Raw genomic sequence first — 24,008 nt, forward strand, 5'->3', positions numbered from 1 at the left:
GCGGGCTTTTTTGTCTCTCTGTGTTGCTTACAAGGTGGCGATGGGGGTCAACAGCTCTTCAGCCAGGAGGCCCAAGGCACTCAGAGCACTGAGGGCGCCGATGATACTGGTCGGCGCCCGCTTGCCCTGTTTGACGGGCAGGGTCTGCTCGCTGTGCTGATGGATCTTCTGCACCACGGCCATGGCGCTCAGTTCCAGATGGCGGTAGAAGCTGGCATTGAGCTGGGTCAGATGGAGCAGGGACTGGCGCATGCGCTCGAAGGTGTCGCTGCACACCGGGCTCTGCTTGTGCCAGAAGGTTGCAAGGCTGCCACGGGTGGTGAGGCCTGCCAGATCATACAGGGCCCGCCCCATGCAAAAGGTCGGCACATCGTGCAGCAAGGCGGAGAGACCAACCGTGCTGTTGATGGTGATGACGCCCTTGAGCAGCGGATAAAGGGTCGGCAGCGGCAAGTCGTAACCATAAAACACCCGCCCTTCCAGCCCGAGCAGCGTCACCAGCCGGTTTATCTGGGACTGGTAGCTGACATAACCCCGGTCCATGGGGTGGTGCTTGAACAGCAACACATCCTCGCGGTGGGCATGCTCGGCAAAGGAGTTCATCACCTGGGCGACCATCTCTTCCACGCAGCTCAAGTCAGAGTGTTCCCTTATCTGAAAATCCTCGGTGACCTGCAAGGGCACGAAGAAGATATGGCCCTTGTGCTGGGGCAGCGCCTTGAGCAGCGAGCGATCAGACCATCTGTACCACCACTTGACCAGTCCGCCCGCCACCCAGCCTCTGGCTTCCTGATACAGGCTCCAGGGTCTGTGGTTGACGAAATGCGGATAACGCCAGCGAAACAGCATCTTGTTGATGTGGTAGCGGCTGGCATACCCGGCGCGGCGGGCAAAGGTCTTGCCTACCTGCAGCTGCGCTTCATAGGGGGCAGGCCAGGCCATCTTGGCCAGCTGGTCACGTTTGGCAAAGAGCGGGCTGAAGGCATTGACACCCCCCTGCTCCAGGGTCACATAGTCGGGGCGCAGATACCCCTCTTCCATGGCCCAGACGGCGATCTTCTTCAGCTTGCAGATGCGAATGGCCTGCAGGTGGTAATAGCGGCAATCGCCGTAGCAGATCAGGCTGTCGATACCATGTCGCTTGATAAAGCGGCGAAAAAAGGTATTCCAGGTTTCCGGCTTGCCGGTGAAGCGTTCGTTATGGCCTGTGCAGGGCCAGCACTCGTCGCCGCCATTGAAATGGATCTTGTAAACCTCGTGGCCCGCCTCGCTCAGGGTCTGGCTCAAGGTTTGAAAGAAGGGGCCGAGCGGTCCTTGCAACAACAAAATCTTCATGTGCGGCTTATCTCATGAACCGGGGGAGGGCGGGGCGCTGCAACAGCGTCTGTGTCAGGTAACTCAGTTTGATCTGCCAGCGTTGGCAGCGGCTCGACTTGTGGGCCGATGAGTGCCCTTGCTCTGCCAGCTGGCGGATCAACTGCTCCGGGCTTATCCAGAGCCCGGTCTGCCAATCGATGTAGAGCGGATAGGCGACCAGCGTCAGGTAAACCAGCGCTGCCAGGGGCAGGTTGCGCTGGCGCCGGGCCGGGGGATGAGCATCTGTCGTCAGTCCCCAGCCGCTGTAGAAGGGCTGGCCCCAGGTCGTGACCTTCACCCCCTGCACCAGCGCCTCGAATCCGCTCAGCGAGGTCATGGTATGCAGCTCGTCCACGTGGGGGTAGAGACTGGTTAGCCCTATGTCCAGCACCTGGCTGTCGACACACTCTGCCAGGCAGGCGGCAGAGATGGCGCCTGCCCGATTGCCCGCCACCACATCCGGGTGTGGCTTGAACAGAATATGCGCCTCTGGCTTGGCGGCGCGCACGGCCCACAGCAACTGTTCATTGCTGCGAATGGTCGGGCTGCCGGTCAGGATGGAGGCATCCCCGTCTACCTGCCCCACCACCAGCACCAGCGGGCGCCCATCGGCAGGCGGTGTGTAGTGCTGTGGCGTGCCCACGTTGTACTTGCTGACCCTGTGCTGCAGGAGCAGTTCAATCAGGGCGGCCCCCCGATTGACGTCGACCTGTGTCAGTTGCTGATAGTTGAGCAACTGCTCGAGCCCGCTTGGCATGCGGCTGTCGAAATAGATCCCGACCAGATCGATGGAGAGGGAAGAGGGGCGGCAGAGGTTGGAACCGAGCCCCCGGGATCGGATAAAGCCATCTTCAACCCGAATGGCCGAGGTCAGATCCGGGTAGCGGCTGCCCCAGATCAGCACCTGCTCATCGCCGGTCAGCCGCTTGGGCGGCGTGCGCACAAAGCGCAGCTCATCGGCCAGGTGGTGGCAAAATGCCTGCATAAAGGCGCGTTTCCACAGGGAGAAACCAACCAGATAGAGCCTGCGCCAGCGCGGCGCTGGCCTCTGCTGGCGCGCTATGATGGCCAGCACCTCCTCCACCTCACAGCGCTGACCGAGCACCGGATCCAGATAGCGCGGATAGAGGATAAGCGCCGCCGCTGCCAGTTGGGGCAGCGATACCTGAACCTTGCGGCGCTCGCACTGCTTGCTATCAACGGTCAGCCCCCAGCCGGCGTAGAACGGCATGCCGAAGCAATACACCGGCTTGCCGAGCAGCAGCGCCTCAAATCCGAGTTGGGAAGAGACGGTATAGACGGCCTCCACCCGGCTGAGCAGGGCATGGGGATGGCAGTGATCGGCAACCACCTCCACATCATCCAGTTGCAGTCGGGCCAGCACGCCGCTCTTCTTGCCAAAACGGGTGTCGGGATGCGTGCGCAGCAGCAGGCGGGCATGGGGGTGATTGCGACGCGCCGCTTCGACCATGGCCATAAAATCGGCCTCACTGGCCAATGCCCCCGGAATGGAGAGATCGCCCGCCACCTGATCCACCAACAGCACCCTGGGTCTGCCATCTTGCAGCAGGCGCTGGGCCAGCGCCGCGGGCAAACCACCCGGCTCACCTCGCGCAGAGAGCCCGGCAGAAGCATCGCCAGCGGGATGGGCAGGGCGAGTGGCATAGCAGTTGTACTTGGTCACACCGAGGCGCACCAGGTCAGCCATCAGTCGCTGCGCCCGCTCAAGCAGGGCGTCATCCACCGGGGTGGCAATCAGCTGTTCAAGCTGGCTGGGCTGGCGCGCATCGTAATAGATGCCGACGGGGTCTGCGATAAGCGAGACCGCCTTGCCGCCCCTGGCGGGATGACCGATATAACCGATAAAGCCATCTTCCAACTGCCAATAAGGCAAGCCCAATGCCTGCGTCTGCTGTTTAATCTGACGGGTATTGGCTTTCTGGCCCCATCCCACCAGGGCATCACCGGGCTGGGGAGTGGCATCAGGGGTGAGACGTGCCAATGGCTGGCCCAGACAGGCGTTGATCTGCGCGCTGCGGGCCAGTATGCCGCCAGATTGTGTCCATAGAGTCATGCAAGTTGCTCGGATAAAAATGAAGCTTAGAGAGATGTGGGTTTGAACATGTCTCTGAAAAAAGCGCGTGGATTGAGATAAAGCTTGCGTAGCTTGCGCCACAAAGGGCGCTTGGGCGTGATGCCATCTTGCCAGCGCAATAGCCCCGGATACTCGTTGACGGGATACCCCGCCTCTTCCTGCAAACGGATCATCCACTCCCGAAAGTCCGGCAGCTCACCATTAAGGTTATGGCAGGGCACCACTGGCCCTTTCAAGGGGCATCGCTCTGCCTCGGAGCGAGACAGCATCTGTTCCAGCAGCTGGTCATTACCCGCCCGGCGCTTGTGATAAGGGTGAGTCAGGGGGCGCGGGTGCCACTGATGCACCAGAAACCGACCGGCAAACAGATGGGGCAGGGCATAGTAACTGAAATAACGGCGAAACCCCTGATAATCCCCCGGGTGCTGCGCCTTGATATTCAAGCCATAATCATCGGGCCTTGGCCCGATGGGATAATGGCGCGTCAGCCGGTCAATCAGTTCCAGATCCTCGCCACCGTGGCCGACAAACTGTTCGTCAAAGCCCCCCAGTTGCAAAAACCACTCGCGATTGAGTAGCAAACAACTGCTGGCAAGGGCAATCCCTTCCACCCGGTGATTCTCACCGCGCAAAAAGGATTCCAGGCAGCCTTGAAAATCCCCGTCAAACCGCTCTGTCTCTTCTTTAGTGAGATAGAGGCAGGGGTACATTTCAAAGGCATTTTTACCAATTTTTTGTACTTTATTTCTCTGTTCTAATATTTCTTTGGAAAGACGTGGGTTTATAACTAAGTCTGAGTCGTTTAAGAAAATATAATCATGTGTAACATCCAGGATGATACTATTTCTAATCACCCCGGGTGAAAATATACCTTTAATGTCTCGTTTTTTACAAACTACATTTTTTTTGCCAACAGTTAAATCTGACTTATTTGTCATTATGGTCAGTGAAGTATCACTTTCTGTAAATGAGTCAATACAGCGATTTAGGCGTATTTTCGCATCAGTTAAACTACCGCGCTCATGACCTAGATGAAAGAAAGGGATAACTACGGTTATATTGATAGGCATATTTCCAACATCTAATTGGTAGGTTTTAACATCTCAGACTGTAGGAGCACTTTTGGCATGCCGCATGGTGTTGACATGCGGCATGCCATTTTTTGTGATGTTAAGAAATAATCTTTCTGACTTTGTTTATAAATTCCAAATAGTATTCATCGATGTAATGAAATGGTGACAAGCCCCATTTGTGGCCACTGCTGGCTAGACTAATTTCCTTGTCTATTGAAATTTTCTTTACATTGGATATTCTGTTCATTAAAAAACTCACGTAACAATCTAGTCTTGAGTTCATGACCTTGTTCTTATGGCATCGAATCTCATCGAACCGTTTTATTTTTCCTTTATCCATATAATAGTCACTGTATTTTGCATCATGAATAATGACAGTGGTATTCGGGAAATCAGAGTTTATTCTTTCACAGAATGAAGCCGACTTTTCATAGAATAACTTGACAACATCATCACTTTCTCTACCTACCACATGACTATATTCTTCCTTTTTTGCAAAAGGATTTATTTTAATAAAATCATCGGAAAGAGTAAGGTAGCTATCCCCTACCTTTATTATATCGTGCCGCTCTTCTATCAGATCTATTAAAATATAGTCTGGATTTTTATTTTTTATTTGAGATATGGATGTTTTATTGTAGTCATTTAATATGACCCATTTAAGCCACTGATTTTCAGAAGATAGAATAGTATGATCTATAGGGATTGGGGCACTCATCATACTAATAATTGATATTCTTGGAAAATAAGATCCAGAAATATCAAGGATACTATTGTCAAACTCAAAAGCATCTCTTGTTACACACGAACCAATTATTGCTGCTTTTTTCAATGCAAACTCCTTAAATGCAATAAAGCTCTTTTGCGAGGCCATTGCAAATAAACTTTGCATTCTTTATAAAATCTTGGTCGTCGATCTTCCAAGTGTGATTATTTATATTTTTACTTCTTATGGTGATGTAGTTGTAAATATCTGATGAGTATATTGCAATCTTTTTATCATTGCAGTCTTTCAAGAACTGAGAGTCTTCACCACGATTTTTATTGTGGAACGTAACTTTTTCAAAAACCGTTCTTCTAATGACAAGGCTAGCGCCTATTATAAACTCACTAAATCTACAGTCTTTGTCTTCTCGAATTAAGAAAGTCTTATCCATAGACTCAACGTATGCGAGGTGAGAATCTTTTCCTACAACATCAGCACCAGAATAATCGAGAGCTAAAATGGCATCAGATATATAACTTTTTCCATAAATGTCATCATCATCTAACTTGGCTACAATGTCACCTTTAGATAACTCTACCGCTTTATTTAGACATTCCCCCAGTGTTAACGCTGCACTCAATTGTGCTAGTTTAACATTTTGAATCTTTGATAGTTTATCTTTTACATGAGAGAGGTCGTTATCATCAGTGTTGATAACAACGATCAATTCTTTGTTTTCATAATCTTGTTGCAAATAATTGTTGATCATCAAGTCAATATTGTGGGGTCTATTTGTACACATAACAATAGAGACCAAGGATGTATTGTTATTTAAAGGAACTTCTTTATTAACGTGATTGAAAATGTACTCTAATCTATTTTTATATGTATGATGCTGTAACGTATGTCTTGATGCCAAATGACCTACACGTCTGCGACTTTGTTCATCATTTAGAAGCTGATCAATTTTTAGCTTTGCATTATTTTTGTCAGCAACAATACTAACATGCTCACCTAACATTGCCTTCATCCCATCCGAATGAGTCGAAACTACCGGTGTACCACAGGCCAGAATTTCAAAAACCCGGCGAGAGAACATGGTTGGTGAATCTTGCACCGTATTGATGTTCAGGAACAATTTGTACTGGCGATAGGCTGTGACCATCTGGTCATAGTTCAATGAGCCGACAATAAAGGGCTGGTATTTCGCCGGGAATATGCGGGACTCCCGATGCTTGGTGGCGTGCAACATGCGGTCGTAGACATGCAGTTCCCGGTGCATGGCGCCATCAAGCACGATTTCGGTCTGTACCCGGCGGGTATCATGGCCATTGTTATACCAGCTACCAGCAAAACAGATTTCGTAAGTCGGCAACTTCTTGCGTTTGTCACGGATTGGATTATGAATGGCTGGCTGGGCGGCGAAAGCCAGCGGGTAGACGCGGTCATGGCCAACACGACTCTTGTATTTATCGAGAATATTGCCATCGGTCGTGAAGATATAATCACAATCGGCGGCGACATCGATAAAGACATCGTAGTTGGTCGGATCTTCCTTGTTCCAGAACACAACGGGAATATTCTTCGACTTGCAATACTTGATGGCATCGCGCAGCGGATCACCCAGGTGCTTCTTGTAGCTGGCCATGGTATAGGTCCATTCGCCATCATTGCCATTCCAGGCGGACTCGACAAAGAAGAGAACCGGGTTGGCCGCATCAATTTCCTCTTTCCAGTTTTTCTTGGTTAGCGGAATGAAGTTCGCCTCATAGCGGAAACACTCGTACGTGAATTTGTCACTGATAGACACAATGTTTATGTGCTGGTTGCGCAGTCTGGCTCTTGGCTCAAACCCGGGCCAGGTGACTTCTTCATTGGGACGAGCCTCATTGAAGATACCAACCTGTTCCAGCAAACTCTGCCTGATGATGTTATCCATCGGAGGCTGTTCAAATTTCCCTTTACGTTTCGCAGCTCGGATTTTAATCAATTTTTGTGGCAGTGACAGTAGCCCAGCCAGTTTGTTTTGCTTGGCTTCTGCCAGCGTTTTGCCAAGACGATAGTAGAGTGATTTCTCCATCTGCTGCTTTTCATAGAGAGCCACAGCAAGCTTGTCTTTCAAGGCCTCCAGATTGGTTTTTTGTACCAGAGGGGAGTCAGGCAAAGCGTGAATGCGCTTCTCGAACGCAGTAGTTAATGCCTTGGCCTTGAGCTCGAAAATACGGGCGATCTCTTCTTCACTCTCACAGCTTTCCAGTTTGATGGCATTTACCGGAAGCATCTCTTCTGCGATGATTCTGAGTGGCTTTATATTAAGAGTACCTTGCCCCTTGAGGCGCAAAGCGATACTGAAATAACGGGCATCAGGTGCTGTTTCGAATTCTATCTTATTCAGACCGTTATATATCTGCTGAAATTTGTGGGCAATGCGCTTCTCTTCATCGTATTGGATGAAGAACATGGCGCAATCGGGGCGTTGCTCACCAAATTGGGCATCAAGGTGAGCGCGATATTTATGACTGCCGTTGATACGCCAAGCCTCTTTGTTCAGAGGTAGACCATTGATATCCATACTGCCAGTCTGCAGATAGAAGGAGTCCCCATCAACCAGACCAAGCTCCAGTGAGAGAATACCTGCAGCATCTACGGCTATCGTTTTGTTACGGTCATTATCCGCAGGCAGCATCCAGGCATCAGCAGTTTCTATATTGCTGATGTTGCCAAAAGAGAGCAGGGGGTAAGACTGTTCTACCCATTCAATCTTGTCGGTCTTTCTGGCCAGCTGTCGGTATAGGTGATCGAGGTGCTCGTCATAGATTGAGAAAACAGTATTGAGATGATTCTCTTGCTGACGTGGCGGCTGATTTTTTCGGGCGTTTTTTTTAGCGAGTCGGGTCGACATATCAGAGTTCTTTTTTTCACACAGTGGCCGGGTTAATCCCGGCCACCATTTTCGAGTGGATTATTGAGCGGCGTTGACGAAATCAAGCAATTGGTTATTGGCAGCATCGCTGCGATTCAGACCAAGGAATTGCTTGTGCTTGACCAGAATAACAATCACATCTGCCTGCTGCAGAGCATCTGACAGGGAAGCAAGCTTGACGTTATTGCGATTTTCCAACGCAGATGGCAGAGCGTCAATATTGGGTTCCACCGCCAGGATCTGATAAGCCGGGTTGTTGGCCAGGGTCTTGGTGATATCCAGCGCCGGGCTTTCGCGCAGGTCATCGATGTCTGGCTTGAATGCCAACCCCAGACAGGCGATCTTCGGGTTGTTGATACCGGCGGCCGCGCTTTCTACCTGCTCCACCACATAGTGAGGTTTGTAGTCATTGACCAGACGTGCCTGGTGGATCATGCGGGCCGTGTCCGGGTTCTGGTTGACGATAAACCAGGGGTCGACGGCGATGCAGTGACCACCCACGCCGCAGCCAGGCTGCAAAATATTGACGCGGGGGTGACGGTTGGCCAGGGAAATCAGCTCCCACACATTGATACCCTGCTTGTCACAGATGAGGGACAGCTCGTTGGCAAAGGCGATATTGACGTCACGGAAGGCGTTTTCGGTCAGCTTGCTCATCTCGGCAGTGCGCGCTTCGGTCGCGATGCACTCGCCCTTTTTGACAAACATCTTGTAGACCTGGGTAGCAGCAGCGGTACTGGCTGCATCCATGCCACCGATAATGCGATCATTTTCGACCAGCTCGCGGATCACCTGACCGGGCAGTACGCGCTCCGGGCAGTGCGCCACAAAGATATCAGGGGTCTGGCCTTCAGCAACGGTATGCGGGAAGGTCAGATCGCTGCGCTCTTCGGCCAACCACTTGGCCATCTGCTCGGTCGCGCCGACCGGTGACGTGGATTCCAGCACCACCAGGTTGCCCTTTTCCAGCATGGGGGCCAGTGCGCGGGAGGCGCTCTCGATATATCTCAGGTCCGGCTCATGATCTTCACCCTTGAACGGGGTCGGTACGGCGATCAGGAAGGCATCGGCTTTCTGCGGGCTGCTGTGGGCACTCAGATGGCCATCCTGCACGGCTTGTTTGACCAGGTCTTCCAGACCCGGCTCGACAATGTGGATCTTGCCCTGGTTGATGGTGTCTACCGCATGCTGGTTGACATCCACACCTACCACACGAATGCCATTGCTGGCGATGACTGCTGCAGTTGGCAAACCGATATAACCCAGACCAACAACGGAGATGGTTTCAAATTTCATTATTGTGTGCTCTCGATAGTAAAACAGGGGGCATCAAGCATGCCCCCAAAGACAGGTATGTAATCTGTGAATCAGGCAACCTGCAGGCTGCTGTTAATCTGTTGACCCAGTGCGCCGCTCAGCCCTGTGACCGCTTCAACGATACGCTGGCTGGTTTTGCCATCCCCGTAGGGGTTGTTGGCATGGCTCATCACTTTGTAAGCCAGCTCGTCATCCAGCAGACGCACTGTCTCAGCCACTATGGTCTCGTCACAAGTGCCGACCAGGCGCACTGTGCCAGCCTTGACGGCGGCAGGGCGCTCAGTGGTGTCGCGCATGCAGAGCACGGGTTTGCCCAGAGTCGGGGCCTCTTCCTGGATGCCGCCCGAGTCGGTCAGGATCAGGTAGCTCTGTTTCATCAGATAGACGAAGGGCAGATAATCCTGCGGTTCTATCAGATGCACATTGTCGAGCCCCTTGAGGTTACGGTTGACCGGTTCTTGCACGTTGGGGTTGAGGTGTACCGGATAGACGATCTGGACGTCATCCCGCTGGGCCAGCACTGCCAGTGCCTTGCAGATACGCTCAAAGCCATCGCCGTGGTTCTCACGGCGATGGCCGGTCACCAGGATCAGCTTCTTGCTCTGGTCCAGGAAGGGGAAGCGGCTGGCCAGCTCGGCTTTCATGCCGACGTTTTTATCAATGCGGTGGGAAACCTCAATCAGGGCATCGATCACCGAGTTACCGGTCACGAAGATGGTCTCGGGGGCGATGTTTTCCATGATGAGGTTTTTCAGCGAACTGATGGTCGGGGTGTAGTGTTGATCGGCAATGCCCCCTGTCAGACGACGCATACCCTCTTCCGGCCAGGGGGAGTAGATATTGCCAGTGCGAAGGCCCGCTTCAACGTGACCGACCGCAATGCGGTGATAGTAGGCCGCCAGGGTGGCAGCAAAAGAGGTGGCCGTATCGCCATGAACCAGAATGCGATCCGGTTTAAACTCGGCAAAGACGGGTCTGAGCCCTTGCAAGATGGCGGTGGTGACATCAGTCAAGTCCTGGCCCGGTTTCATGATATTGAGATCATACTCCGGCTCGATCTCGAACAGGTTGAGCACCTGATCCAGCATCTCCCTGTGTTGTCCTGTCACACAGACTCTGACGTCAATCTTGCGATTGGCCTGGAAGGCCTTGACGATCGGCGCCATCTTGATCGCTTCCGGTCTGGTACCAAACACAATCAAAACCCGCTGCGCTTTTATAGGCATAATAATCACTCCCGTGTGAGTTAATTGTTTTATGTATTTCCAGACACTACTTAAAAAAGGCTGAGCTCACTGTTTAACTGCGTCAGCCGGTGATGCCAGGTGTGTTGAGCCAGCACAATTTCTCTTGCCTGCTTGCCCAATTCGTTTCTTTGTCGAATATCTTGTTGTAATTGCACACACCATTCTCGCGCTGCTGTCCCATCTGACACAGCGACGATACTCTTGCCAAATATGTTATCCATCGCTATCGAAGGGGTGCTGATAATGGGGCAGCCCGCTGCCGCCAATTCAAAGACCCGGCGAGACAACATAGTTGAAGATTGACTTATGGTATTGAAATTCAAATAAATCTGATATTGGCGATACGCCTTGGCGACAGAAATTGGCGAAATGGCAGGCTTGCAGTAAGGCAGAAGCGTGTCCGGGTAACTGCAATCGTTATTTTTCTGCCAGAAGCGATCGAAAATAATCAAGCCCCTGTCCCGCAGTGCATACAGCACGTCTTCTTGGGTCCTGCTGCGCTCGGCCAGCTCATTGCCATAATAGCCACCCAGAAAGGCGATCCCGGGCCCCCGTTCACCGCTCACCGCGGGTTGATACCAGCTTGGCTGTGCGGCAAACATCAGAACGCCCACATGCTGAAATGCCTGATGGGGGAGGGCATGGTACCGCTCAAGCGAACCGGCATCCGTGGTATAGACCACATCGAACAGTGCTGCCGCATCGGCAAAACGCTCGAAATGAAATGGGTCCTCTTTATTCCAGAAGATGGTTGTGATTTTTCGTTTTCGACAAAAATCCAGAAGCTTTCTCAGCTCGGGTTTATTGGGTGAGTTGTGTGAATAACTGGCAATCTTGCCTTGCCAGCTATTCTTGTAGCCACGCCAAGTAGACTCAACAAATAGGAAATCAGGTTTGAAAAACCTGAGCTTCCATTGCCAGTCAAGTGGCGTGAGCTGGATAAGATCGGCATCGGGGGCCAGGCTGAACGTCGTGAACTGGTCTGCCACTAACGCAATACGTGGTCGTTTATTGTAATGCAAAGGAGTTGACTCACCGGTGAAATAGGGTGGCAACCATGGCCACCCTATTTTTGTTATTACAACAGCACCAAGGCTCTGGCCGAAATGGCGATTTGATAGAGCACCTCGGTAATATCCTTGGTGATCTGCAGCGACTTGGTATCGACCTGCGGCAGGACGAAGATCTCGTCACCCGGCTTGATGGTGATCTCTTTATTTTCCAGATCGCTCTTTTCGATCTGGCTGAAGGTGCCATCACGATGCAGCAACAAAATACGGGAGTTGCTGGCTTTCTGGGTAAAGCCGCCGGCCAGATTGATGTAATCGGCCACGGTACGTTTGTTGTCCATCAGGATGGCGTTCGGGAACATGACATCGCCGTGCACCATGATGAGGTTGGTTTGGCGCGGAATACGGATGATATCGCCCGGTTCGAGTCGCACATCTTCCATATTGGTGCCATTGGCCAACACCACCTGCCCGTTGGGTTCAATGTCTTTGGCACGCTCAACCCACTGCATCAGCAGTTGGGCTTCGCTGTTGCGCAGCTTGGCTTCCCCTTCGGAAGAGGAGCGGGCGGTCAAAATACTGGCCTCCAGCGCCTTGAGTGACGATTGCAACATCTCTTTCTGGCGCACCTTGACCGAGTCACGATAGAGCTGGATGGCGCTCAGGTCCGCATCCTGGGTCAGTTTCAGGCCGTTGAGGATGTCGCCGAGACGGGCACCGTACTTGAGCACATACTCCTGCGCACTGTCGTGTTCCCCTTCGACCCGCACCGCGATGGAGGCATAGCGCTTGTCGGCGATCACTTCCACTGTGTCGCCCGAGCTGACCATGTTTTTGGCCAGTTGGGCGTCATTGATGGGGTAGTAATCCATGCGGATATCTTCGCCCTGATTGCGGCTCACCCGAATATGAGTGGCATCGGGATCGGGGCTGGCCATCTGCATCAGTTCGGCCAGGGGGACATGGGGTTTGCTTAGCTCGAACTTGTTGGCATTCGCCACCTTGCCGCGCACCGTGGCCTGATAGCGCAGCGGCGCCACCACTATGATGTCGCCATCGCGCAGCTGGGTTGGCAGCAGGGTGCCATTGACCAGGAACTGGTAGAGGTTATAGTGGCGCAGGGTCTGGCCATTGCGCTTGAGGGCCACATCCAGATAGCTACCGCGCTCGGGGGCGATACCGCCAGCCTTGTCGAGGAAGTAGAGAATAGAGTCGCCAGACTGACCGGCAAACAGGCCCGGCTGTTTGACAAAGCCGGTCACGAAGATCTTGACCGGCTGGCTCACGTCCAGCGTGGCGTAGACGCTGACGTTCTTCTGATAGACGGTGGTGACGGCCCCGAGCAGGGTGTCGTTCAGTTGTTCGTTGCGTACCCCGGCCACCTTGATGGGGCCCACCTTGGGCAGAAAGATGTTGCCCTGTTGGTCGACCGTCAGGGGTTGATCAAACTCGACCCCCCCCCACAGCTGAACCTGCAGGCGATCGCCGATGGCGATGCGGTAATCCGGGTTGAAGCCGTTGAAGGATTCACGGGCAAACTCACCGCGAAACAGCCAGTTGCCAAACACAGGATCCCGGGTCTGGGTATCCGTGATGACCTTGCGCACCGGGGCCCCTTCCTGGGATATTTCCAGGGCATAAGCGGGTTGGAGCAGCAAGCTCAGGCTCAGTGCCAGCATGCTTGGCTTGAGATTCAATGGTCTGGTAAAGAAGGTATTCAACGACATACTCCTGTCAGTCCTGATGTTCGCGCAAGGTGGCAAGACCCATCACGACCAGGCCGTAGAAAAGGCAAAGCAGAACGCCAATGGTGGCCAGATTGTAGAGACGACGGGGATATTCGGCCTCTTCGGCCTGAGTGGGTTGGCTCACCACCAGCAAGTGCTTCAGTTTGCGATAGGCCTCGACGCGGGCCTGCTCCATGCTGACCAGACCTGTCTTGTAGACATCAGCCGCCAGCTGGGTTTGTACCTGTACCGCCTGATAGTCGGCATTGACCTCGTTGAGGGATTGCTTCTCGCTGCCGGTCAGGCGCTTCTTCTCTTGTGCCAGCTGGCGGGTGAGGGCATCGACCCTGTCTTTGACCGCGACCACGTCAGGGGCATTGGGGTTCATGTAGATTTGCAGTCGCTTGAGTTCGGCATCCTGGCGCACCAGTTCTGCTTCAAGCTCAGACACCACCCCCATCATGGCGGTACTGGTGGCCTCCGGGCTCATCAGCTGGTGCTGGTTCTGGAAGGCCAGCATCTTTTCTCGCTCGCTGAGCAGCCGCTCGTGTGAGCGGGCCACTTCGGTTTCCACGAATTTGAGTTGTTCCATCGCCACCTGACGGCTCAACCGGTTGATAAAACCTTCGCTCTCTTTGAGCATCAGGCTAACAACCTGTTTGGCATAATCAGGCTCGAAGGCTTGCAGGCTGATGGTCAATACCCCGGAGAGTTCATCCAGGCTGACGGTGAGGTGGTCCCGATAAAATGCCAGAAACTCTTCGCGGGTGGCATCTGCCGGCAGGCGCGAGAACATATCGGCACTGTCGCTTTGAAAGTGTTTTTTCAGTTGCAGTGCGTTATCCAGGGTGTTGAGCATATCCCAGGATTTGAGGTACTCCTGTATCACCAGCACATCCTGATGATTGCTGCCCCCCAGCCCCAGCATGGAGAGGGCATCCGGCAGCATCTTGAGCTGGTCGGCCTGCTTGATGATAAGGCTCGCCTGACTGACATAGCGATCGCTGGCAATGGCGCCGTAATAGAGGGTGGCCAGGCTGAAGCAGACCACGACCCAGAGAAAGCTGCCAAGCTTGATGGCCTTTTTCCAGGAGTGGTGGGCAACCTGATACCCCTTGGAATCGATAAGAAACAGCTTGGGGTCGCGCTTGAATTTACGCAGCTTGCGCTCAAGCAGGGCGGTCAAATTGGCTTTGGTCATAAATATCCGTGGAAAGACTTAAAGGAAACATCAGAGCGTTTGATAGATGGCGATGGCTTCTTCGATGTCGTCATGTAGGGTCAACTGCCCGTTTTGCAGCACTATGCCCATGTCGCACTGTTGGCGCAGGGTTTTCATGTCGTGAGAGACCATGATAAGGCTGGCGGTTTCCCGTTTTTGGGTGAAGACATCGATGCATTTCTGTCTGAATCTGGCATCCCCCACCGAGGTGATCTCGTCGGTCAAATAGATATCAAAATCAAAGGCCATGCTGACGGCAAAGGAGAATTTGGATCTCATCCCGCTCGAATACCCCTTGATGGGCAACTCATAGTGCTGGCCAATCTCCGAGAACGCTTTTACCCACTCTTCGACCTCGGCCGTGTCGTGTACCCCATGAATGCGGCAGACGAAGCGGGTATTTTCACGCCCCGTCATGCTGCCCTGAAAGCCGCCGCTCAGGGCCAGTGGCCAGGAGACCCGGCTGTGGCGGATCACCTTGCCCTGATTAGGCATGTCCATGCCGCCGAGCAGGCGCAGCAGAGTCGACTTGCCCGCGCCGTTTGCCCCCAAAATGCCAATATTGCGATCCCCCGGCAGGGTAAAGCTCACATTTCTTAACACGTAATGGCGGCCAAACTTGGTGGGGTAATATTTCGAGACGTTATCCAGAGTGATCATGTTGTCAGCTTGCTATGAGTCGTCGATGGCTGAGGCGATAGGCACTCGCAGCGAAAGTGAGCAGGATCAGGGTTGTGCTCACCAGATAAGACCAACTGCCCCCCTGTGTCTGAAAACCGCCAATCCAGCCCGAGCGGATAAGTTCAAGCGCGTGCACCACTGGGTTCCACAGCAGCAGATGCTGATAGCTCTGTGGCACTGCCGCCAGCGGGAAGAAGACTGCCGAGATCCACATCATGGGGCGCATCAGAATGGGAATCAGTTTTTTTGCCTCTTCGGAGAGGGAAGTGGCGATACAGAACAAGGTTCCCAGCGCAAAGGAGAAGAGCATCAGCAGGCCATACCCCGTCAGCACGGCCAGCGGATCTGCAGGCATGGCATCAAAGCCAAACCACATCAGCCCCAGGATCAGCACCAAGGCCACCAGCACGCCGATCAGGGTTTCCAGCAAGAAACGAGAGAACAGGGTGGCAAAGGGAGTGACCTGCCGATAGCAGAACAGCCCTTTGTTGGCACTAACTGCGGACTGCAGCTGGCTGACCATGTTTTGAAACATCATAAATGGCAGGTAGCCAGCCGCGATAAACACTGGCGCTTCGACCCCGCCAAAGCCATTGCGCTGGCGCATGCCGAAGATGAAACAGAACACAGAAATCGCGAAAAGAGGGTCGAGCACGGCCCATGTGTAGCCCATGCGGTAGTTGCCAAAACGGGTCTTGAGCTCCCGCATCAGCAAGCCGAAGGTCACATCCTTGAGCACCGCCAATGAGGCTCGACGCTGATTTGATAGAATAGGGGCGTTCAAATTTTAATCTTTATATCGGCATATGGATGAAGAAGAGGGGCGACTCTATCACAAACGTTTAGGCGACAGGCGAGCGCTCATGATGAATAGCTAGTCATCAGTGTGTGTTGAATGCTTTTGGTTTCTGGTTTGTTACCAAAATGTGGCTCAATGGTGTTTTTTAGGGATGGCTACCGCACGGCAATGACATATTCCCGGACCAAATAAAGCGAGTTGTAATGATGATTAATAAATCGAGGGTGATAACGAGGGACTGCTTGCTCAAAAAGCAAACAGAATTCAACTTACAAAGGTAAGCAACCAACCCGTGCATATAGCGCCATTATGTGACGCATATAGCGCCATTATGTGACGCTCATCATGCTTATTTTTATTTGTGGCGCATGGTACCTATCAGGTGCAATTGAGTCAACACACGATAGTTAATTACCAAAATGTCAACTGTAATATGTAAGGCGTTGTTATGTAATGACTTATGGTGTTATTGGTTAAAATATAACAGGTCTGATGAGTGTTCGTGACGATAAGCTGATTCATTCAGGTGCCGCTGGATCAAATAAGTGTCGTTATTTTATCTTGTTTTTGTGAGCTGTATTGATTGTATTTAATGCGAGATTGCGATATGTAACCCCGTTGCCTTGGTGGTCAAATAATGTTCTATTGTTATTGATTTACCTGAATTACACGCCAACACCTCATCATTGCTAGACTATTTATTCTTAAATGATGATTTTTTTAGTTTTATCCATCGCGTTGACAAGCGTCCATCCCGCTGACCTATCCTCATATGTGCCCGTTCGGACGGCACCATAGATAACAAGGATGTAGGAGGGGATATGGACGCTAATACTCTCTTGCTCTCGGGACTGCTGGCTTCGTTGGTCGCGAGTTCAGGGGCAATCGCCAATGACAATATTGTTGCACTGCAATTGGGTACACCTGCCGAGAGCGAGAAGCTCGACATCTTTACGGCTGACGTGAAACTTCATCATATGTTCTGGCGTTGGGGTGATTCAGGCTGCCAGTTTGGTCTCGGTGTGCGAGGGGGCATGCTGGAGGTGGAGGATGAGAGAACGGCTCGGCTGGGCACGGGGGCTCGCGCCGAATGCCTGTGGGGTAACTGGGTGGTCTGGCTCCCGGCCGAGGTGTTATGGCTGGCGGATCATGAATTTGGTCATCGTGGCAATGGCTTCAAGGATTACGGCGGCCCCTTCCAGTTTGCCACCGGTATTGGTCTGGGCTATGCAATCACCCGCAACTGGCTGATTGGCTATCAGTATGAGCACATGTCCAACGCCAACATGTATGAGTCCAACCCAAGTCTGGATACTCACTCACTTCATATCGACTACCGGTTTTAACGCTTGCGTCTCTTCTGGTTGCCAAGCCCCTGCTCGTCAGGGGCTTTTTGTCTGCCCATGGGGGTTGAGTCATGGACAGACAAGCATGGCGTAGGGGTCAGCGCCCCAGGTACTCCCGCTCGAAGAAGGTATTGACCCAGTGGGGGCGGTAGATGGCGAGCAGTGTCATTGTCATGCCGTTGAGCAGGGCTTCGGGGAAGAGCAGCAGTGGCCAGATGGAGAGGTAGTCTGCACTGATGGTGTGCCACGGATAGGTGCCACTCATGTCCATCAGCAGGGCGCTGGCGACCACCTTGACCGAGATACTGAGGGCGCCGCCGCCGAAGGCGACCACGAACAGGTAGACGAACAGGTGGCGGGGCAACCAGGCCCAGCTGGCCAGAAACAGCAACCAGCTGGAGGCCACGGGCAGAGCGACGCCGATCAGTGCATGCCAGCCGATGTCGGCGAGCTCGATGACATCGAAGTAGCCGAGGATCAGCAGTGTCAGGCAGGGAGCGAGCAGGGCAAGGCGCCACCCCAGCAACAGGGTCAGGCTGGTGAGGCCGAGAAAGTGCACCTCCAGCCCCTCGTGCAGGCCGGCACGCAAGACCCAGAGTGGGACCAGCGCGATGGCGCCGCCCAGGCAGAGGTGTTGATAGAGTGGCTGGGCAAGCAGGGTTCGCAGCAGGGGGCCGCGCAGGCTGAATATAAGCAGCAATAGCCAGAGCAGGAGGGCTGCGGCTTGTCCTTCACTCATGGCATGTCCTTGTCATGTGATGGCGTACTGAGCGAGCAGGGGTGAGGGATAACAATAACAAGGGCTGGCGTATTCCCTGCCAGCCCTGCTTTAACAATCAGTATTTGACGTGCTTGTGATACTTGCTGAGGATGCCCTGAACTCGGTCCATGGTCTCCTTGCTGGGGGGCTTGATCCCGTTCAGATCATAGTTCTCACCCAGTACGTCCCATTTGTGCTTGCCCAGCTCGTGGTAGGGCAGCAGCTCCACCTTCTCGACACAATCACCCAGCTCGGCGATAAACTGGCCCAGCCCTTCGGCGCTCTCGTCATCGTCTGACCAGGTCGGCACCACCACGTAGCGGATCCACATGGTCTTGCCCTTGGTGGCCAGATAGCGGGCGAACTCCAGGGTGTACTTGTTGCTGACGTGGGTGAGCGGTATGTGCTTCTCGTCATTGATCTGCTTGATGTCGAGCAGCACCAGATCCGTGTTGTCGAGCACCTTGTCGAGCTGTTCGTCGTAATGACGCACGAAGCCATTGGTATCGAGACAGGTGTGTATGCCTTTCTCTTTGCAGGCGGCGAACAGGTCGGCGATGAAGTTTTGTTGCAACATGGCTTCGCCACCCGAGGCGGTCACGCCACCGCCAGAGGCATTCATGAAGTGGCGATAGCTGGTGATGTCGCTCATCAACTCCTGCACCGTCACTTCACGGCCACCCTGGGTGTCCCAGGTGTCCCGGTTGTGGCAGTACTTGCAGCGCATCAGGCAGCCTTGCATGAACACGATAAACCGTATCCCGGGGCCATCGACAGTGCCGCAGGTTTCAACGGAATGGATCCGGCCAATGATCCCGGACTCGCTGGTTTCAGCGACCGCACCGCTGGTGTTGACAGCAGGGATCCGATTAATGACAGACATAGACAACTCCAACGATTCGAGCAGGTCGTTATTTTATTACATAAAGCCCTATAAATCCTACCTCTTTAGCCCGGCTGGGGCGAACCCAGCAGGCTTTCCAGGGCCCTGACCGTGAGTGGCTTACTGGTCAGGAAGCCTTGATAATGCTGGCATCCCAGCGCTTTGAGGATGGCGAGCTGTGCCTCATCCTCCACCCCTTCGGCGGTCACGGTAAAGCGGAAAACCTTGGCCAGATCCAGGATCGCCTTGACGATGGCCTTGTCCTGTTCGCTGTGCACCAGGGTCTGAATGAAGCTTCTGTCTAGCTTCACTTCGTCCGCCGGCAGATCCCGCAGGTAGGCGAGCGACGAGTAGCCGGTACCGAAGTCATCGATGGAGAGCAAGAGACCGAGATCCTTGAGTTGCCGCATCCTGGCGATACTCTCCAGCCGGTTCTCCAGCACCACGGATTCGGTCACCTCCAGCAGCAGACGGGAGGGGGGCACTCCTGTGTCGCGCAATATGTACTCCACCTGCTGCACAAATCCTGCCGTGTGGAACTGGCGGGCGCTGACGTTGACCGACAGGTGAGGAATGGCAAAACCGCGGTTGAGCCAGAAGCTGTACTGGGCGCAGGCGGTCTTCATCACCCAGTAGCCTATGTCCTGGATGAGGCTGGTCTCCTCGGCGATGGGGATGAAGTCTCCCGGCGGCACCATGGTGCCGTCGCTGCGCTGCCAGCGTAGCAGTGCCTCTATCCCTGACAAACTGCCGTTGTCGACCCTGTATTGCGGCTGGTAGTAAAGCTGCAGCTCATGGTTGCGCAGGGCGTCGCGCAGCTGGTTGTTGAGGGCCAGCTTGCTCTTCTCTTTCTGGGCCATGGCCTCGCTGAAGAACACATAGTTGCTCTGGCCGGAGCGCTTGGCCATGTGAGTGGCGGTATCGGCCTGCTGCATCAGCACCAGATGATCCTGATCTTCGTTGGAGAAGAGGCTGATCCCCACAGAGGCGCTGCAGTGCAGCTTGTGATCCTCGATGTCGAACGGGGTGCGAAACAGCCCCATCAGCTCGCGGGCGAAGTGCTCGGCCAAGATCTTGGCGGTGACATAGCCCTGACCCAGGGCGGTGAACAGCAGGGCGAACTCGTCTCCTGAAATGCGGGCCAGCACCAGGTTGTCCTGAGGTAGCCCCTTGAGCCGCTCCACCACGGCTTGCAGCAGCAGATCGCCGCAGGCGTGGCCGAGGGAGTCGTTGATCGATTTGAAGTTGTCCAGATCCACCAGCAACAGGGCACCCCACTGACCACTGGGTGCCTGCAGGGTGCGCTGCATGATGTCGTTGAGGCTGCGCCTGTTGTAGAGGCCGCACAGATCGTCGTAATAGGCGAGCTGCTCTATGTGGCGGGCGGCGTCTTTCTCTTTGGTGATGTCGTAAAAGCTGCAGACGTAATGGCTGAGCTCACCGTGCTCATCCTTGACGCCGCTCACCATCAGCCGCACCGGGAACAGATGACCATCCTGGTGCAGGCAACGCTCCTCGCCCATCCAGAACTCCTGCTCATCGACCGCCCGTCTGACATCCTCTTTCAGGTGATCGCCGTAATAGGTGGGCCGCAGCTTGATGATATGCTGGCCGATCATCGCATCATCGCTAAAGCCGGTGATGCGACCAAAGGAGCGGTTGACCTTGAGAATGATCCCCTGGTGATCCATCACCAGCAGGCCGTCGTGGGTGTTGAAGGCCACTTCCGCCAGGCGCAGGGCATCGTCGGCGGCGAGCCGCTGCAGCTCGATGGCGGCCCGCTCGTGCTGACTGTTGAGGGCATCGAGCAGTGGCATAGGGTCGGCCAGCGGCTCGTCGAGCAGCAGGGTGAGCTGGCCCATGGGGACGCTACCCGGCCCGTGCAGGGGGATGCCGACATAGGCCCTGGCATTGAGGGCCAGCAGCTGGGCTGCCTGGGGGTAGCGCAGGGGCAGGTCTTCCACATAGACAGCCTGACCGTGCTGGAACAGCTCCTGGTCGGGGCCCGGATCCATCTGTATGGGTTTGAGGACGGAGAAGGTCTCCCCCTCCAGCACGCAGCGCGGAATGATCCAGAGATCCTGGCCGCGCGGCTGGTACTCACCGACCCAGCCGATGCGGGCGCCACTGGCGGTCATGGCCCAGTGCAACAGGGCGCGACAATAGGCGATGCCGGTCAGCAGGGTCAGTTCAGTCGGCAGGGTCAGCACAGGGGTGAGCAGGGGCTCGGGGTCCGGCTGCCAGTGGCCGAGTAATTGGGCGCTGTGACGCACCAGTTGCTGCATCTCCTCGCTGAGCGGGGTGGCGTTGAGGTATTCGAGGCTCAGTACGCCGATGAGTTTTTCCTGCTCCAGCAGGGCGCCGTCGAGGCGCGAGCTGATCCCCGCACTGGCCAGATAGTAGTGCTGGCTCAGCATGGGCTGGTGCGCGGCTTCGGAGAAACTCAAAGACTTGCGGGTGCGCAGGGCGCGTATGTAGCGACTGTCACCCCGGATGGCCGAGAGCCCCTCGGCACCAAGGGCAAAGACAGGGGTCAGCTGCTCGCTGCCGAGCGAGCCGTTGGCCTGATAGTGCCAAAGAATGAGGCGATCGGCCCCCAGGCTCTCCTTGAGGGCCTCCAGCATGGCGGCAAACTGCTGCTGGCTGGCCATCTGGCTCAGCCGTGGCAGCTGCAACGCCAGATCGGCGATGGGCTCCTGGCGCTGGGTCTGCAGGCAGATGAGCCAGAAGGCATCCTGCTCGTGGGAGAGGGCTATGTGCCACTGCTGGCCGGCGAAGCGCAGTACCAGTTTGCCTCCCAAGCCGCTGGCAAGGGCTTGCTCTATGGGTAGACGCAGGGCATCGGGCAACTGGGCGGGCCAGGCGCTTCTCGGCTCATCCAGCCAGTAGAGCGGGGTTTGCATCACATCGGTCAGGGCGACCAGCCGTTGGCTGCGGACATCCAGACGAAAGAACAGGGGGGGCTGGCAGGCAGGGGGAAGGTGACTGAGCGCGGTAGACGACATGAACTGGTAACATCCTGTTGAGCAACTGGCGGGTGGCAAGAATACTGCAAAATCGGCCTAAACAAAATTTCATTGAAATCTAAATTAGTAGTAGCTAATTTAGTGGCAATCTATTGTTAACCGGAGTCTTTCTGATGAAACGGATCCTGATTGTAGGCGGTGTGGCAGGGGGGGCCTCTGCGGCGGCCAGAGCCCGTCGCCTGAGCGAAACAGCCGAGATAGTGATGTTCGAGCGGGGCGAGTTTGTCAGCTTCGCCAACTGTGGCTTGCCTTATCATATCGGTGGCGACATTCAGGACCGCTCGGCCTTGCTGTTGCAGACACCGCAAAGCTTCAAGCGCCGTTTCAACGTGGATGTGCGGGTCTTTCACGATGTGATCGACATCGACAAGGTTGGCAAGACCCTGCTGGTGCGCAACCTGCTCACCGGCGAAGAGCGGCGCGAATCTTATGATCAGCTGTTGCTGAGCCCGGGAGCGGCCCCCATTCGCCCGCCTTTCCCCGGCATCGACAGCCCCGGCGTGCATACCCTGCGCAACATTGCGGACATGGACCGCATACTGGCGGCCTTGCAGCGCGATGATCCGCACCACGTCACAGTCGTGGGGGGTGGCTTCATCGGGCTGGAAATGATGGAGGCACTGCACCAGCGCAAGCGGGATGTCACCCTGCTGGAGCTCTCCGATCAGGTGATGGCACCGGTGGACAGAGAGATGGCCAACATGCTCCATGCCCGCATCCGCGAAGAGGGGATTGACCTGCGGCTGCGCACCGGCCTCGCGTCTATCGAGATCCTGGACGGGCAGCCGGAGCAAACGGCCAGCCCCGGCTTGCGGCTGACCCTGAGTGACGGCACCCGGCTCGACACCGGCCTGCTGATCCTGGCCATCGGCGTCAAGCCCGAGACTCGGCTTGCAGCACAGGCGGGTCTTGAGCTGGGGCCGCGCGGCGGTATCAAGGTGGATGCCGGTATGTGCACCTCGGATCCCTTCATCTATGCGGTGGGGGATGCGGTGGAGGAGACCGACTTCGTCACCGGCGAGTCCGTGCTGATCCCGCTGGCGGGCCCCGCCAACCGGCAGGGACGCATCGCCGCCGACAACATGCTGGGCCGCAGTGAAACCTACAAGAAGACCCAGGGCACTGCCATCTGCAAGCTGTTCGATCTGGCGGTGGCCAGCACGGGTCTCAACGAGAAACGGTTGCTGCAACTGGGGCTGCCGTTCGAGAAGGCCTATGTGCATCCGGGCAGTCACGCCGGTTACTACCCGGGCGCTCACCCGGTCAGCCTCAAGCTGCTGTTTGCCCCCGATGGCAAGATCTACGGCGCTCAGGCCATCGGCAAGGACGGGGTCGACAAGCGCATCGACGTGCTGGCGGTGGCCCAGCGTGCCGGGCTGACGGTGTTTGATCTGCAGGATCTGGAGCTCACCTATGCGCCGCCATTCGGCTCGGCCAAGGATGTGATCAACATGGCGGGCTTCGTGGCGAGCAATCATCTCAAGGGAGATACCCTGCTCTGCCATACCGCCGAGGTGCAGGCCTGCCATCCCCATCAGCAGGTGCTGGATGTGCGCAATGGCCCCGAGCTCGACCAGCTGGGTCGCATTCCCGGTGCCCTGCACATCCCCCTCGATGAGCTACGGGGTCGCCTGGATGAACTGCCCAGGGAGAAAGAGCTGCTCATCAGCTGTCAGGTGGGTTTGCGTGGCCACGTGGCCTGCCGCTTGCTCAGCCAGCACGGCTTCAAGGTGAAGAACCTCTCCGGCGGTTTCAAAACCTGGCAGATGGCAGTGATGGCGTAACGGCTTCACCGACCAGCAAAACGCCGACCATCAGGTTGGCGTTTTGCTGTCTG

17 protein-coding genes are annotated in these 24,008 nt (G+C 55.0%); 2 read left to right on the forward strand and 15 right to left on the reverse strand.

The window, feature by feature from the left end; translation table 11 throughout:
- Nucleotides 1-27 precede the first annotated feature (27 nt).
- From WJM78_RS07315 to WJM78_RS07370, 12 genes are all read right to left on the reverse strand, one after another.
- Nucleotides 28-1,335, reverse strand: coding sequence for a capsular biosynthesis protein (locus WJM78_RS07315; RefSeq protein WP_339014811.1), 1,308 nt, complete (start codon nt 1,333-1,335; stop codon nt 28-30).
- A gap of 7 nt (nt 1,336-1,342) precedes the next feature.
- Nucleotides 1,343-3,430, reverse strand: a complete 2,088-nt coding sequence (locus WJM78_RS07320; RefSeq protein WP_339014813.1) for a capsular polysaccharide biosynthesis protein — start codon at nt 3,428-3,430, stop codon at nt 1,343-1,345.
- 26 nt (nt 3,431-3,456) lie between these two features.
- Nucleotides 3,457-4,521, reverse strand: a complete 1,065-nt coding sequence (locus WJM78_RS07325; protein WP_339014815.1) for a galactosyltransferase-related protein — start codon at nt 4,519-4,521, stop codon at nt 3,457-3,459.
- Between the two features lie 100 nt (nt 4,522-4,621).
- Nucleotides 4,622-5,416: a DUF6270 domain-containing protein gene (locus WJM78_RS07330; protein WP_339014817.1), complete on the reverse strand. Its 795-nt coding sequence runs from the start codon at nt 5,414-5,416 to the stop codon at nt 4,622-4,624.
- Entirely contained in the window at nt 5,367-8,132 is a 2,766-nt protein-coding gene (locus WJM78_RS07335) for a glycosyltransferase family protein (protein WP_339014819.1), read from the reverse strand. Before WJM78_RS07335 ends, WJM78_RS07330 begins: the two co-directional genes overlap by 50 nt.
- A gap of 60 nt (nt 8,133-8,192) precedes the next feature.
- Entirely contained in the window at nt 8,193-9,449 is a 1,257-nt protein-coding gene (wecC, locus tag WJM78_RS07340) for a UDP-N-acetyl-D-mannosamine dehydrogenase (protein ID WP_339014822.1), read from the reverse strand.
- A gap of 71 nt (nt 9,450-9,520) precedes the next feature.
- A complete protein-coding gene (wecB, locus tag WJM78_RS07345) occupies nt 9,521-10,666 on the reverse strand; it encodes a non-hydrolyzing UDP-N-acetylglucosamine 2-epimerase (protein ID WP_422388438.1) in 1,146 nt (381 codons plus the stop codon).
- An 80-nt stretch (nt 10,667-10,746) separates the two neighbouring features.
- Entirely contained in the window at nt 10,747-11,772 is a 1,026-nt protein-coding gene (locus WJM78_RS07350) for a CgeB family protein (protein WP_339014826.1), read from the reverse strand.
- A 23-nt stretch (nt 11,773-11,795) separates the two neighbouring features.
- A complete protein-coding gene (locus tag WJM78_RS07355) occupies nt 11,796-13,424 on the reverse strand; it encodes a polysaccharide biosynthesis/export family protein (protein ID WP_339015789.1) in 1,629 nt (542 codons plus the stop codon).
- Nucleotides 13,425-13,461: 37 nt separating this feature from the next.
- Nucleotides 13,462-14,655: a sugar transporter gene (locus WJM78_RS07360; RefSeq protein ID WP_339014828.1), complete on the reverse strand. Its 1,194-nt coding sequence runs from the start codon at nt 14,653-14,655 to the stop codon at nt 13,462-13,464.
- Nucleotides 14,656-14,685: 30 nt separating this feature from the next.
- A complete protein-coding gene (locus WJM78_RS07365; RefSeq protein WP_339014830.1) occupies nt 14,686-15,336 on the reverse strand; it encodes an ABC transporter ATP-binding protein in 651 nt (216 codons plus the stop codon).
- Nucleotides 15,337-15,340: 4 nt separating this feature from the next.
- Nucleotides 15,341-16,141, reverse strand: a complete 801-nt coding sequence (locus WJM78_RS07370) for an ABC transporter permease (protein ID WP_339014832.1) — start codon at nt 16,139-16,141, stop codon at nt 15,341-15,343.
- 836 nt (nt 16,142-16,977) lie between these two features.
- On the opposite strand from WJM78_RS07370, the gene WJM78_RS07375 reads away from it, so the two are divergent.
- The gene (locus WJM78_RS07375; RefSeq protein ID WP_108536071.1) at nt 16,978-17,502 is read left to right on the forward strand and encodes an acyloxyacyl hydrolase; all 525 of its coding nucleotides are present in this window, start codon (nt 16,978-16,980) and stop codon (nt 17,500-17,502) included.
- A gap of 97 nt (nt 17,503-17,599) precedes the next feature.
- Here WJM78_RS07375 and WJM78_RS07380 read toward each other — a convergent pair whose 3' ends face one another.
- From WJM78_RS07380 to WJM78_RS07390, 3 genes are all read right to left on the reverse strand, one after another.
- The gene (locus tag WJM78_RS07380) at nt 17,600-18,241 is read right to left on the reverse strand and encodes an energy-coupling factor ABC transporter permease (protein ID WP_108536070.1); all 642 of its coding nucleotides are present in this window, start codon (nt 18,239-18,241) and stop codon (nt 17,600-17,602) included.
- Nucleotides 18,242-18,338: 97 nt separating this feature from the next.
- Nucleotides 18,339-19,145: a pyruvate formate lyase 1-activating protein gene (gene pflA, locus WJM78_RS07385; protein WP_084204556.1), complete on the reverse strand. Its 807-nt coding sequence runs from the start codon at nt 19,143-19,145 to the stop codon at nt 18,339-18,341.
- Nucleotides 19,146-19,210: 65 nt separating this feature from the next.
- Nucleotides 19,211-22,150: a sensor domain-containing phosphodiesterase gene (locus WJM78_RS07390; RefSeq protein ID WP_339014838.1), complete on the reverse strand. Its 2,940-nt coding sequence runs from the start codon at nt 22,148-22,150 to the stop codon at nt 19,211-19,213.
- Between the two features lie 134 nt (nt 22,151-22,284).
- On the opposite strand from WJM78_RS07390, the gene WJM78_RS07395 reads away from it, so the two are divergent.
- Nucleotides 22,285-23,955 (forward strand): FAD-dependent oxidoreductase, encoded by a 1,671-nt coding sequence (locus WJM78_RS07395; protein ID WP_339014840.1) that lies wholly within the window; start codon nt 22,285-22,287, stop codon nt 23,953-23,955.
- Nucleotides 23,956-24,008 lie beyond the last annotated feature (53 nt).

The sequence above is a fragment of the Aeromonas popoffii genome, from assembly GCF_037818705.1.
In the GTDB taxonomy this organism is placed as follows: Bacteria; Pseudomonadota; Gammaproteobacteria; order Enterobacterales; family Aeromonadaceae; genus Aeromonas; species Aeromonas popoffii.